The sequence below is a fragment of the Bacteroides sp. genome, assembly GCF_030151085.1.
Taxonomy (GTDB): domain Bacteria; phylum Bacteroidota; class Bacteroidia; order Bacteroidales; family Bacteroidaceae; genus Bacteroides.
In genome coordinates, this window is record NZ_JASLER010000099.1 from 23,306 (window position 1) to 38,382 (window position 15,077).

The 15,077-nt window shown below is 41.0% G+C and carries 7 protein-coding genes; 4 read left to right on the forward strand and 3 right to left on the reverse strand.

All coding sequences use genetic code 11. From position 1 onward, the window contains the following. Nucleotides 1-20: 20 nt before the first annotated feature. The gene (locus Q1W14_RS21310) at nt 21-4,040 is read left to right on the forward strand and encodes a hybrid sensor histidine kinase/response regulator transcription factor (protein WP_300704828.1); all 4,020 of its coding nucleotides are present in this window, start codon (nt 21-23) and stop codon (nt 4,038-4,040) included. Nucleotides 4,041-4,256: 216 nt separating this feature from the next. Here Q1W14_RS21310 and Q1W14_RS21315 read toward each other — a convergent pair whose 3' ends face one another. From Q1W14_RS21315 to Q1W14_RS21325, 3 genes are read right to left on the reverse strand one after another with little or no spacing between them, the layout of a single operon-like run. Next, nucleotides 4,257-5,669, reverse strand: coding sequence for an alkaline phosphatase (locus Q1W14_RS21315; protein ID WP_300704830.1), 1,413 nt, complete (start codon nt 5,667-5,669; stop codon nt 4,257-4,259). A gap of 24 nt (nt 5,670-5,693) precedes the next feature. Next, a complete protein-coding gene (locus Q1W14_RS21320; RefSeq protein WP_300704832.1) occupies nt 5,694-6,944 on the reverse strand; it encodes a DUF2264 domain-containing protein in 1,251 nt (416 codons plus the stop codon). A gap of 13 nt (nt 6,945-6,957) precedes the next feature. Further along, entirely contained in the window at nt 6,958-8,190 is a 1,233-nt protein-coding gene (locus Q1W14_RS21325; protein WP_300704833.1) for a glycoside hydrolase family 88 protein, read from the reverse strand. Between the two features lie 324 nt (nt 8,191-8,514). On the opposite strand from Q1W14_RS21325, the gene Q1W14_RS21330 reads away from it, so the two are divergent. The 3 genes from Q1W14_RS21330 to Q1W14_RS21340 are packed head-to-tail and all read left to right on the forward strand — an operon-like array spanning nt 8,515 to nt 14,985. Further along, complete coding sequence (locus Q1W14_RS21330) at nt 8,515-11,715, forward strand: TonB-dependent receptor (protein WP_300704835.1); 3,201 nt, start codon at nt 8,515-8,517, stop codon at nt 11,713-11,715. Between the two features lie 11 nt (nt 11,716-11,726). Then, on the forward strand, nt 11,727-13,472 hold the full coding sequence (locus Q1W14_RS21335) for a RagB/SusD family nutrient uptake outer membrane protein (RefSeq protein WP_300704837.1): 1,746 nt from the start codon (nt 11,727-11,729) through the stop codon (nt 13,470-13,472). A 46-nt stretch (nt 13,473-13,518) separates the two neighbouring features. Next, a complete protein-coding gene (locus tag Q1W14_RS21340; protein ID WP_300704839.1) occupies nt 13,519-14,985 on the forward strand; it encodes a LamG-like jellyroll fold domain-containing protein in 1,467 nt (488 codons plus the stop codon). The last annotated feature ends 92 nt before the right edge of the window (nt 14,986-15,077 follow it).

A 15,077-nucleotide genomic window follows, 5' to 3' on the forward strand; every position in this document is an offset into this window, starting at 1 on the left:
AACGGAAAAAGAGAATACTAATGAAAAACCGAATCATATTCCTGCTTCTTTTACTATTTAGCATTCTTCCTGCAAATGCCGAATACTTTCGTAATTTGAGTTTGCAAAATGGTTTGTCTCAACCATCGGTGTTGAGTATTACCCAAGATGGATTGGGAAGAATGTGGTTTGGGACACAGGAAGGCATCAATATGTATGATGGGGAACAGATAACCTACGTCAAAGGCATGATAACCAATACACGGGGAGACAGCCTTTGGATTGGGAATTATGTTCCTTTCATTGTTCACGATGATGATGGAAATATTTTCTTTATTGCCGACAATAATCTGTTTGGCTATGATATTCGTACATCCGCTTATAAGCAATATACATCAGGCGGTGTTACTACGGCTTTGGCTGCTTACCAGAACGAGATTTGGTATACCTGTAATGACTCTCTTTTTACCTATGACCGCCAGCAGGTATGTTCCCGTTTTAAACTCGAATTACCTTCCCATACCATCAATACACTGACTATTAGAGCGAATACTATTTATGTAGGCATGGCAGACGGTCTTTGTGTTATCCCTCGGAACGCCTTGACGCAATTGCGCTTTATGCTCAAGGATACTGATATATACAGTGTCTTTGAAAGTTCGGAAAAAGAGGTTTGGATCGGTACGCGTATGCAGGGGTTATACAGGCTCAAAAACAATGCACTGCAAATGGTTCCCCAGACGTCTACCGGTAACATTGGTATCCGAAATCCACAGATACGTGCGTTCGTAGAAGATGATGAACACAACATTTGGTTCGGAACTTTTGCCGGATTACAGAAATATGACGTCCGGAAGCAGACTTATACCATGATTCAGATTCCTCAATATGTAGGAGGCTTGAATCATCCCTCTATCTTTTCGCTTTATCAAGACCGGCAAGGAACTATATGGATTGGAAGTTACTACGGTGGCGTAAATTATTTCAGTCCCGACCATAGCGGGGTTGTACATTATGATTATCAGACCGGCAATCAATCCAATCTTTATTATTCATACATCGGTGAGATGGTGGAAGATAAACATGCTAACCTTTGGATCAGTACCGATGGAGGAGGCATAAGCTGTGTCAACGAAAATTGGGAATTGGTACACCAGTTTGCAGCGGGCAATCAGAATTCTATTCCTTATAATAATATTAAAAGTATCTGTTATGACCCTGAGAATGATTATCTGTATATCGGTACTCATTTAGGAGGGTTGTCCCGCTACGATATCCGGAAGAAACAATTCTATAATTACCAGAATTACCCCTCCGGGGATTCACCAACTCCGCATAACTTCATTTATCAAGTGAAAATGTGGAATGGCAAGCTATGTCTTTCTTCCCGCGAAGGTATCTTTATGCTCGATCCAGTGAGTAACCGTTTTACATTCTTGTTTAAACCACATTCATATTGTACTAACTTTGATATAGATGATAAAGGAAATTTCTACGCCAACCAAGCAGACAAAGTTCTGATTGTTTCTTTATCCGACCTGTCACAGAAAACCTCATTACGTTTACTCGAAATGGGCTATCAAGGGGGAATAGCCCGAATTCTGGCCACTCAAGAAGGTGCTTATATTTGTACGTTGGGTAACGGACTACTGTTTTATAATCGCCAAACGCAAAAAATCACTTCCTACAATACTGCTAACAGTACCTTGCCAAGCAATTATTGCTACAATATAAAACGAACTACCAGCAACAAATTGATTCTTACCGGTGATCAGGGAATTATGCTATTCGATCCGGTAGAGCAAACTTTTATAAGATTAGCGCAGAAGGAAATCTATCTTCGGGCACCTATTATTCGCGATTGTGGCATTTATGTATCTCACGCCAATAAAATCTATATCGGCGATACCAAAGGAGTCACTCTTTTGAATGAAGAAGAATTCCAAGCCTCTCAAGTAGAGATCAGTTCTCTTTATTTTTCAATGCTTCATGTTAATAACAAACTGATACAACCTTCTCCTGATGGGCAAATACTTACCGAAGCTCTACCTTTTGTGAAACAACTTACCTTGGATTCGGAGCAAAATAATCTGCTTATCAGGTTTGCCCACTCCGATTATCAAAACAAACATGCCCAACAAGGGTTTGAGTATAAGTTGGAAGGCTTGGACAAGGTTTGGACTTACACTCCTGTTCCCGAAGCACGTTATACCAATCTCGATCCAGGCAACTACACGTTATATGTACGCCTGGCGCATACTACCGATCAACCGCCTATTAGTCTGGCAATTCATATTGCAACTCCTTGGTATGCTACGTGGTGGGCTTGGATATTATATTTGCTAACAATAGGTTCGGTAATAGCCTATTATGCATGGAACCGGATAACCAAACTCGCTTTGGCTTCCTCGTTGGAAAAGGAACGTATTGAAAAGCGGCATATTGAAGAACTGAACCATGCCAAACTCGTGTTCTTTACCAATGTAAGCCATGAGTTCCGCACACCTTTGACACTGATTGTAAGTCATATAGATACGCTGCTACAGAGCCAGTTACTACCTCCGCAAGTATACAATAAGATACTAAAAATAAAACAGAGTTCGCAGCGGATGACCAATCTGGTGTCTGAACTTTTGGACTTCAGACGCTTTACGCAGAACCGTTTCACACTACAAATCGGAAAGGGGGACATAGCCAAGTTCTTGAAAGAGATTTATTTGTCATTTAGCGATTATGCCCATCAGGCTAATATTCGTTATCAGTTCCTCTGTAATCCGGTAGAGATAGTATGCTGGTTTGATGCCAAACAGTTGGAGAAGGTGTTCTTCAATCTCCTCTCGAACGCTTTTAAATATACACCTGAAGGAGGTGAAATTGGCATAACGGTTAGTACAGAGAGTGGTAATGTGAAAATACAGATTTACGATACGGGCTGTGGTATCTCGGATTCGGATACAGTTCGTATCTTCGACCGCTTTTACCAGGCGGATAATCAGCAGGGCACGGAACAGTCACCCGGAACCGGCATAGGACTGGCACTTACAAAGAGCATTATAGAGAAACATCATGGTGAAATAAGTGTAGTTAGTGAAGTAGGAAAGGGAAGTACTTTTACTATTACCCTGTCACTCAATATGAATGTATATCAAAATGATGAACACGTACAGTTTGCAGATAATGTGCCGGAGGTTATTACAACAGCCGAACTGTTAGAGGAAGAGAAAGATATGTTACCCGATGATGCCTATATGCCTGAAGATAGTTTACTACAAGAAACTGAACAGGAGAACGACCGTAAATTGTTATTGGTAGAAGATAATAAGGAGCTCCTGCAAATATTGCAGCAACTTTTTGAACCCTTCTATCAGGTTTACTTGGCTAGTAATGGAAAAGAAGGGCTTGCTCTGGCTTATGAGCATAAACCCAACCTGATAATCTCAGACATCATGATGCCTGAAATGACTGGTACCGAAATGTGTTTGCAGATAAAGAATAACATTGATTTATGTCATATTCCAATAATACTGCTGACTGCACTTAACACTACGGAACAAAATATAGAAGGGCTGAATCGTGGAGCCGATGATTATATCAGCAAGCCTTTTAATGCGCAATTACTTTTGGCCAGAGCCAATAACCTAGTGAGGAATAGGCTACTGATACAGCACCAATTACGTAAACAACCTTTGTCTGAGATAGATTTGACCAGTATCAATCCGCTTGATCAGGAGATGTTGCGTAAAACTTCACAGATTATTGAGGAACATATAGATGATCCTGAATTCGATATACCTGAATTGTGTAAAGGAGTGGGCATCGGGCGCTCATTGCTTTATTCTAAATTCAAAGCACTTACGGGTATGACTCCTAATAATTTTGTGCTTAATTATCGTTTGAAACATGCAGCAACTCTTCTCCGGCAGTACCCGGACTTGCCAATATCCGAAGCGAGTGATCGTAGTGGTTTTAGTTCACCGGTTTATTTCAGCCGTTGCTTTAAGAACCAGTATGGATGTACTCCGCAGAACTATCAGAAAGAGACAATAATAAAAGAATCATAATTGGCTTATTAACAGGGAACTGTGCAGCTGCTTTATGTTGCACAGTTACTATGTGGGAGCACTATAAGAATGTCGGTTCTTGCCATCGAATAGGCAAAGTCTTGCCATCGGCTTGGCAAAAGTTTGCCATCTCGATGGCAAGACTTTGCCAAGCCGATGGCAAGAACTCAGAAACTAATGTCGAAACTTAGCAATATATGGATGCATAGAATCAGATTATAATTTATATCCGGCAGCTTGAGCTATTTTCTTTGGTATCTGTGTGTTATCTATGCGCTCTTGGAATAGCTCGGCACCTACACCAATGGCAAATACAGGAACGTATCCGGCTGAATGACCTCCGCTAGTCCATCCTACAAGGGCTATTTCATTGATGATTCGTTTGGCTTCGGCAGCAATAGGTTCATCTTGGGCATACTCACTCTTTTCGAGTTTCATGTCCTGTTGTTTCAGGCTTTTGTCATAAACTGCTTTCAAGCGTGCTTCCTGTACAGCGGTAAGTTCTATTTTGTCCCAGAAACCGAAATTATCTTTCAATGCCTGCTGAATGGCTTCCCAACTGACTTGATTGTTGGTTTGGGCACGCATGTTGTTTACTATTCGGGTGAAACCGTTTTCACTCACTTTCTGATTCTTCAAAACTTGCAGATTGAGTTCGTATGTTCCAGTCCCCAGTACAAAACCTCCGGTTTCATGATCGGCTGTAACGACAATAAGAGTTTCATCCGGATGCTGTGAGTAGAACTCATAAGCTGTTTTGATGGCATTATCGAAATCTATAATTTCGTGGAAAGTAGTTGCTGCATCATTACTATGGCATGCCCAGTCTATTCTACCACCTTCTACCATCAGGAAGAAACCTTCAGGTGCGTCTTTGGATAAGAAGTTGATGGCAGACCGGGTGATATCCTGTAGAGTCAGATCACCTTTCTTACGGTCGATAGCACAAGGGATGGCGCTTAATTCGTGTTTGGAAGCTTCTTCTGTCTGCAACAAGATCATTTTATTGGCTTTCTTGCTTTTCTTCAAGTAATCTTTATATCCTCGTGCAAGGGTATAGCCATACTTCCCGGCTATAGCATAAAGACTTTCGGAAGAAGGATTGTCGGGATCTGTTGCATCCCTGAAGTCGGAACCGGCATAGAAGTCGAAACCTGTCTTATATAAATCTTTCCCAATCTCATGATAAAGTGTACGTTTGGCTGCGTGTCCGTAGAAAGCTCCCGGCGTGGCATGATTAACGGTTACACTGGTAGTAATACCTACCCGGCACCCTTTGTTCTTAGCCCATACGCCTATACTGCTGACAGGGGTTTGCTGATCTTTTAGTACGCCGATAGCACTGTTTTTGGTTTTATGTCCGGTTGCAAGTGCTGTTCCTGCGGCAGCCGAATCTGTAACCCGATTGGTAGCGGAATTGGTGGTGGCTACCGTGGAATAAGGAAATTGAGTGAAAAGCAGAGGCGATATACCCATCTTTCCTTCCAATTCGGCTAGGTATATTTCTGTACCTTGTACTTGGTTTACACCCATGCCGTCACCGATAAAATAGAATACATATTTGGCTTGCTGGGCATTAGCACAAATAGCAAAAAGTAGTAAAAATAGTAAGGAGGAGAATTTTCTCATAATACTTAGTTTTTAATGAAATGGTTAATGTTTTTCTTGTTCATTGCGCAGGGAGTGATGTCCGTCAATAGGAAAAGGTTTACCACTCCATGCTTTACGAGAGGTCCAGTCGGTAACAGGTTCACTCCAGAATGGGTGTGTTGCCGGTAAGGCTAATGGCATGAATACAAGTGAAGTCATGTACAAGCTTCCATTATTGGTATAGTAGTTTGCTAACTCCGGTTGGTGTCCCGCAAAGCCCAAGCGGAGAAAGCCCTTATCGTCGAAATTGCCTTCTACCGCAAACATGTTTCGCATAACGGCACTTAGTGCACTACGAACTTGCCCGTTGCTCAATCCTTGGGGTACTCCATATTTCCACACAGCCAATGATAATGATTGAAAAGCTCCCATTCGATAAACTACCGAACGTCCAAAGGCGGGATAGGTACCTTCCGGTGAGATGAGCCGTTCCATAAAAGAGTTGAATCTTTGCATACGTTGAATGGCCAACTTCGGACTGATCGGTGTAGGAAACCCTTTTGTCCGGCATACCTCCAGCACTTCTACATACATAGGATGCATTACATACGAGTTGTAATAGTCTAAGGCAAATTCAGGTCCGTCCGAATACCATCCGTCACTTAGATACCATTCATTGATTTTATTTACAGCTACAGTAAGTGCAAACCGGTCTGTTTCTTCATCAATAGAAAGTAGGAATGCTTCGGTCATGGCACGAAACAATAGCCAGTTGTTATATGCTGGCCGGATGGTACGTAAACCTTTGAAACATTCTATATAGCGTTGTTGTGTCGTTTCATCCAATAATTCCCAGGTCGTTTCGGGTGCACGGAGAAAACTTTCGGCAATGTAGGCGGCATCCACCAGTATCTGCGTAGGACCTTCCCAAAGCAAATAATCAGGACTTTCAGGATCTACGGCATTTTTATAAGCTTGCAGTGCCCACTCTTGTAACTGGCTGCGTTGTTTACCTTCCGTTGTATTGTCATCGGGCAATGTCAGCCAGGGAGATATACCTGCCATCAGTCGCCCGAAGGCTTCCATATAGCTGACGCGTTTGTCCCGTCCGTCCCAGGTAGGACTAAGTTCTAATTGCATGTTCTTTTGCAACTCACCTTTACTCATGTTTTCCAGAATAGGCTGCGCTATTCTGTAACAAAGATCTGCCCATTGTTTTCTTTCATTTATGGGTTGTTCGTCTTTCTTGCTTGCAATTGTACTTCCAAAGAAGCTTAAAGAGAGAAGGACTGAAAGTAAAATTTTTAGTTTCATATATTAGACTGTGTTATTGTTCTTTTTCGATATCGGATTTACGCTTTAATGCTTCCAGATAATAGTAGTCGGCATAGTTCAAAGGCATATCTACTTCTGCGTTGTGAGGAATACTACCTACACTATGCATCAAAATGAAGCGTCCGTTCTCTCCTTGTTTTGCTGTATAGGTAGTGGAAGCGAGGGATTGCATGATCCGATCGGCATATTCTCGGTAAGAAGCAGCCTCTTGTATATTGTAGGTGCTGATTTCGTAAAGAGCGGATGCTATAACAGCGGCAGACGATGCATCTCTAGGTGCATTTGGAATGTCAGGTGCATCCATATCCCAATAAGGAATTAAATCGGCAGGCATCTGTTTGTGATTTTTCATGAAACGGAAGGTTTTAAGTGCTTGTTCAATGTATTTTGGGTTACCGGTTTCGCGATAGCACATGCTGTATGCATAAATAGCCCATGCTTGTCCGCGTGACCAGGCCGATTCGTGGGAAGCACCCTGTGCGGTATGCCGATGGCGGACACTGCCATCGGCAAGACTGTAGTCAATAACATGATAGCAACTGCCATCTTCACGGAATTGTTCTTGCAAGGTACGGTCGGCATGTTCTACGGCTATATTATAATAGGTGGAATCACCCGATAATTTCGTAGCTTCGAATAATAATTCCAAATTCATCATGTTGTCAATAATCACCGGGCATTCCCATCCACGTTCCGATTGCCAGCTATTACCTTTTACATCCCAGCTTTGAATGATTCCCGGTTTCTCTCTAAAACGTGTGCAGAGTGATTTGGCGGCATCTATCATTACTTCCTTGTAAGCCGGAACTTGTGCCAGACGAAGTCCGTTGCCATAACTGCAATTGATGATGAACCCAATGTCGTGATGCCAGGTCAGGTTTTTGGCTTCATACAATGCTTCAGTATATTTCCGGGCTAGCGGAAGCACGGTGCTGTCTTGGGTCAGTTCATACAGATACCATACACTGCCGGGAAAGAATCCGCTTCGCCAGTCTGCATAATTGCAATAATAAACGTCTCCTTCCGATGTAAGAGTTACCGGATTCAATACTTTGCCGCTGGCTTCAATCGTATCTATTTCGATACCTATCTGCATACGGGCATTTTCTACAGCTTGCTCGTTCCATGCCAATTCGGCTGTCTGCTGTTTGGGAGGAGTACAACTAGCAGATATTGCTGCTGCAATAGCTATACATCCCATTGAAAGAGTTTGAGTCAATTTCATGGTTTATAAATTATATTATTAATGTTGTTTTCTTTGGCCTTGAATGGTGTTGCAATATTAGTGCATTTAAGTAATATGGAATTGTACAATTGTACAGAATATATAGGATTATTGTTGAGAGGAAGTAATTTTGCACTGTAATGTAAATGAAATGAATATTACACTGAAACATGAATGAAACGCATGACTATGAAAATTTTCCTGAATCCTATTAATATTGTCCACGGATAATTTTAATAGTGACTTCGGACAATTTATATAATGGCAGTCGGATGAAAAGGCGTAAACTTGCAGCGTTAAAAACAACTAATCTTTAAAATACTTATGAAAAGGAATGTCAAACATTACGGCTCTCTTCCCAAAAGAATGGTATTGGGAGCATCTTTGGCCTTAATTGCTACAGGAACAATATGGGCTACTGGAACGGAAAGAAGTTCCATATCACCCCATGCTGATATCGTGGCAAGTATCACACAACAGAAAACACTTAATGGTAAAGTAGTGGATGCGCTTGGAGAACCGATAATTGGTGCCAATGTAATAGTTAAGGGTACTACCAACGGATTGATAACAAACGTGGACGGTGACTTTATACTGACTAATGTATCGGTAGGAGATGTAATCCAGGTTTCATACATTGGATTCCTAACTCAAGATGTGAAAGTGACCGGTAATATGACCTCGCTGAAAATTACTTTGAAAGAAGATGCCCAGGCATTGGACGAAGTGGTAGTAGTAGGTTATGGTTCCGAAAAGAAAGTGAACTTGACCGGATCGGTAAACAACATCAATATGGCAGATCTCACAGAAAGTCGTCCCATTACGGACGTTTCTCAAGGTCTGGCAGGTATGGCCGCCGGTGTGCAGGTAACTTCCAGTTCCAACAAACCGGGTGAGAACTCGGCATCTATCATGATCCGTGGTCAAGGTACATTGAATAACTCGGCTCCCTTGGTTATTATTGATGGAGTAGAAGGTTCATTAAACAGTGTACAGCCTCAAGACATCGAAAGTCTTTCTGTATTGAAAGATGCTGCTTCCGCCGCAATTTATGGTTCGAGAGCTGCCAACGGTGTTATCCTGATTACTACCCGCACAGGTAAGCAAGGCAAAGTAAAGGTAGAATATAACGGTTATCTCTCTTGGGAATCGGTAGGAAAGACTTTCGACCTGGTTTCGAATTATGCCGATTATATGGAGTTGATTAACGAAGGACTTACCAATTCAAAATTACCCACTACCTATTCTGATAGCTCCATCAAGCAATGGCGCGAGAATGGAGGAAAAGATCCTTTGAAGTATCCGAACACGAATTTGATGGATGCTATGTTTCAAACTTCACTGACTCATAATCACAATGTGTCCCTCAGTGGTGGTTCTGATAAGATAAGATTCTATACTTCATTCGGTTTCCTCGACAATCCGGGTGTTATGGAAAACTCTGGTTACAAACGTTCGCAAGCACGCGTCAACCTTGATATGGATGTTACTCCTTGGTTAAAGATTGGGACGAACGTGAACGGTTATGTTTCTTTTACAGAGCAAGGTACGGATAAGATGAAAGATATATTTACCTATGCTGCCGCTACTTCTCCGGGTATGGTATTCCAGGCTCCCGATGGTAGATTCGGAGCAACGAACAACGGTGAAGACGATCCGCAGAATGCAGCCAATAATCCACTGTATAGATTATATAAAACAGATGGTGAAAATCAGGAAAGATTCATCAAAGCGCGCTTCTACGGCACATTAAATCCTGTGAAGGGTTTAACATTGACCGGTTCGTTCAACTACATGCTGCGCAACAAGACAAGTGAATCAAAACCTGTATTTATTGAGCAATGGAATTTTCTGAACGAGACTGTTACTTCTACCGGTATAGGTAAAACTTCTTTCACGAACAGTGACTATAAGTGGAACAACTACTTGATGGATGTTACTGCTACTTACCAAAATAAGATTTCCAAACTGGATTATAGCGTTATGGCAGGTGGTAGCCAGGAACTGTTCCGGTACAAATGGTTCAAAACCACCAAGCAAGATCTGATTGATCCGGGATTAGGATCACTTGACGGTGCTGTGGGTGCTGCTACTTCTTCCGGTAACACAGTAGAGTGGGTCATGCGCTCTTACTTCGGTCGTATCAAGTTGAACTGGGATAATAAATATCTGGTTGAAGGAAATCTTCGTGCCGATGGTTCTTCCCGTTTCCTCAAAACAAATCGTTGGGGATATTTCCCTTCTGCTTCTGCTGCCTGGAGAATTAGCGAAGAAGCATTTGTGAAAGACTTTGCTGAAAAGATAACTCTAAGCAATTTGAAACTACGGGCTTCTTATGGTATGCTGGGTAACAATGCACTGAGAGACAAAAATTCTGATATTGAAGGTAACTATGACGCGCAAGCACTCTATGGTGCATCCAATTATGTATTGAACAGTAATGTTGCCACAGGTCTTGCTATGTTGGCTATTCCTAACGGAAATCTGACTTGGGAAAAAACAAAGATATTCAATGTTGGAATTGACTTCGGCTTTCTGACTAACCGCTTGACCGGTACGGTGGAATATTTCAACAAGAAGACCGAAGATATCTTGATTGACCTTCCTGCTCCGTTGGTAAACGGTAATGCATCCATTCCCAGACAAAATGCAGGTGTGGTAGTAAACAAAGGTGTGGAAATCAGCTTGGGCTGGCAAGATAGAATCAAAGATTTCTCTTACTTCGTGAATGGTAATGTTACTTTCATCAACAATAAAGTAACCCGGTTCAAAGGAGACGAAAGCTCTATAACTAATGCCAATATGATTAAGGAGGGTTATGCTATCAATGTACAGTATGGTTATATAGTAGATCGTATTGTACAAACAGAAGAAGACTTGGCTTATGTTCAGCAGTTGATTGACAATACTCCGATTGATCCGGCTACAGGCAAACCCAAGAAAACATTCCCATCCAACACACCGGGTATGGGTGACTTGCTCTACAAAGATATGAATCATGATGGTGTCATCAATGACGACGACCGTAGAGTCATTGGTAATGGTGCTACTCCCAACTGTACATTCGGTTTGAATTTAGGAGGTGCATACAAAGGGTTCGACTTCTCTGTTCTTTTGCAAGGAGTTACCGGAGTGGAAACATATTGGTTGGATAATTACTTCCGTCCTTCTGTTCGACACAGCTATCAATTGAACAAGAAAATAGCAGATGGTCGTTGGCACGAAGGTATTACACCGGGTGCAGCCAAATATCCTCGTCTTTTGGAATTCAATGATAATCGTAATACTTTGATCAGTGACTTCTGGGTGCAGAATAGATCATTCCTTAAGATTAAGAATATCCAGTTGGGATATAGCTTTACCAAAGCAACATTCCCGTCACTGCCTGTAGAACGTATCCGTATCTATGGTAGCTTGGAGAACTTCTTTACATTTACAAAATACGACGGTTTGGATCCTGAAGTAAATGGTGTGGACTATCCTGCCATGAAACAAGCGGTTGTTGGTATTAATCTTTCATTTTAAACTGATACTTTATGAAAAAATATAAATTACTGATAGGTGCACTTATAGCCTCTATGAGCTTAAATAGTTGTTATGACTTGGATCAATATCCGGTTGACCAGATAAGTGACGGAATCTTTTGGAAATCGGAAACTCATGCTAAACAAGGTATGATGGGAGTATATGCAGCTATGCAGGCTGATCATGCTCTTGGATTGAGATTTACTTTCGACAGTATGTCCGATATCGGTACCGGTTTTGGTGATGAAGCCTATGGTGATGTGATTACTGGTGTATATACTGAACGGTCAGGCTTTGTTGAAAAAAAGTGGCAATCACTCTTCGATGGAGTAATGAGAGCCAATCTGGTGATAAACAAAGTAACCGGAATTGAAAGTATGAGTGAAGCACAGAAAAGTCAATATGTGGCAGAGGCTAAGTTTATGCGCGCACTGTTCTACTTTGAACTGTACAATTTCTTCGGAGCATTGCCTTTATACGACGAAAGTGTTAATCTGAGCACGGATTATAACAATATGAAAAAGCCCAGAAGCTCTAAAGAAGATGTGTTGAAGTTCATTTTGGATGACCTCAATTATGCTACTTCTCATAATCTGCCCGTACATTGGGAGACCGCCGAATATGGTCGTGCTACTTTGGGAGCTGCCTATGCATTGCGTGGAAAGGTGTATCTTTATATGAAGGATTATACGAAAGCAACTTCGGATTTTGAAGAAATCATTCTGGATAAGTCAGGCAAGGGATATAAATATTCATTATATGATGATTATGCCAAGTTGTTTACACCTGAAGGTGACCAAAGCGATGAAATGATCTTTGCTATTCAAAATTCAGGTGGTGTAGGAAAAGATTATGGTATACCATTGGCTTTCTATATGGGAAATCGCGCTACGTATGGCAGTGACTGGGCTTCTGCATTACCTTCTTCTAAATTTGTAGATATGTATGAATACAAAGACGGACGTCCTTTTAACTGGGAAGATGTTATTCCCGGTTTTACTACCAGCTTGGAAGTAAAAGATAAAACCTATGTATGTACGTTGACCAAAGGTGGAAAAGCGATAGATGCCTATCCGGAAAATAGAGAGAAACTCCTTGCTATGTATGAGCAACGTGATCCTCGTATGATGCAGACGGTTATTATGCCTTATACCACCTATGACGGTTGGGTAAGCGAAGCTCCCAAGACTTGCGAATTCGTGATTGCCCGCAATGAAACCCCTAATGAGGTGAACGGATTTATACGCGTAGGTACTAACAGAAGAGAATCTTACATTTTCAGAAAGTTCGTACCGGTAGGTAATATGGGTGGAGAAATCAATAACCGTGAAGATACTCCTATTAATTTCCCATTAATTCGCTTGGCCGATGTTTATCTGATGTATGCCGAGTGTAAGAATGAACTGAGTGATCCGACTACAGCAGTGACTTATATTAATAAGGTTCGTCAACGCCCTTCTACCAATATGCCCGGCCTCAATAGTGGTGCTGCTTGGTTGAAAGCATCTTCCAAAGAAGAAATATTTGAACGTATCAAACATGAACGAGCCGTTGAACTTATTGCTGAAGGGCACCGCTGGTTTGACCTTCGTCGTTGGGACATTGCCAAAAAGATCCTTCCGGGTGATGTATATGGTGCTACCGGACAACGAATGATGACTCGTTCTTTCAATGACCGTGATATGTTATGGCCTGTACCTGGAGTAGAGATCGAAAGAAATCCGTCTTTGAAACCGAATAATCCGGGATGGGATTAATGGCACTATAATTATATTGTGATTTACATATTAAATGGAAAGTTGTATGAAAAGAATAATAAGCCTATTTGGTATCTTAATAGGGACTATGTTGCTTTCATCATGTTCATCCGAACTATTGAACGGCAATGAAGATGGTCCTGTGACAAGAAGTATTTTGTCTTCTGATCAGTTTGGGGAGGAAATGATTCTTGGTGCCCATAAGTGCAATGAAATTGCAAAGTTACAAGATGCCGTTGATTATGGAATTAGTAATTTCGAGGTAGATATACATGTTTCAAGAGATAGTGGCACGCCTGTATTGATGATAGGTCATGAACTGGAGACTTCAACCGGACAGACTTTTGAGGAATATATGGATGATCTTTTTGCAATGAAGCCGGATTTTAATTTCTTATGGCTTGATTTCAAGGACTTGAGTACTGATGAAAATGAAGCTATTATACGTGAGACCTTACACCGATTGGATAGCAAATATAATATAAAACACCGCGTTTTGGTTGAAAGCCGTTATATTACGCATTTGACATCATTTGCTAATGATGGTTGGCATGTAAGTTTTTACTCAACTTGGAGCAGTTTGGTCGGAAAAACAGCGGTGCAGCAAAAAGAAATTTGTGATGGTTGGTTGCAGTCTATGCAAGAAAATAATGTAGATGGAATTAGTTTTGACTCTGATGTTTGTGAAGCTATAAAAACTAATTTTATGAATGCACAAGTCAATAACAGACCTGTCAGACAGTATGCCTGGAATTACAGAATATATTTTAATGAACCGGATATTCAAGAAAAGCTAAAGCAATACAGTCATTTGACAGTAATAATAATCGGATTTCCTAATGAAGAAATTCCTAAACTTGTAATGGATATACAGTTTTCAGGAAATGGTGTTGCTACCAATATGGGTAAGCCAGTTTCCTCCTTACCTGCTACACCAGGAACAACGAACACAATAGAAACTAGGTGGAACACACTTTATGGAAAATATGAAGCTCTCTTTGATGGTACGAATTTCTACTATGTTCCTTATAGTAAAGATGATGCTGTTGGCAATGCAATGAAAGGAATGTTCTCAATGGAAATTCTGTTTTCTCCTACAGGTGGGGTGAATCCGTTCTCCTCTATGGAAAGTGGCGGATTAGGATATGAACTAACCAGTGATAACAAACTTGCATTTTATTATAGGGCAAATAACAAATGGTTATTGCCTAATAATAACTTCCAGACATCTATACAGTTAGGACAAGACGTTTATTATCATGCTGTTGTTACGTATAACAAGACCACTGCTAAGATGTATCTTAATGGTAATAAAGTAAAAGAAGTTAAGGTTTCAGGTACATTCAATTTCCCAAAGAAAGATGTAGCACCGGATTACTTAATGGGAATTGGTGGAGACTACCGTGATTCGGCTACTCCTTCTATTCAAAATACTTTCGTTGGAAAAATTGTATATGCCAAATTATATAAAGGAGTTTTGAATGACTCTGATATAAAAGGGAGAAATTATTAGTTATATAGAATAGGTATTCCTTATATCTTTTTTCTTCCAGAGCGAGTGAAGAATCTGTAAACGAGCAAGTTTGTATGCAGATTCTTCATTTC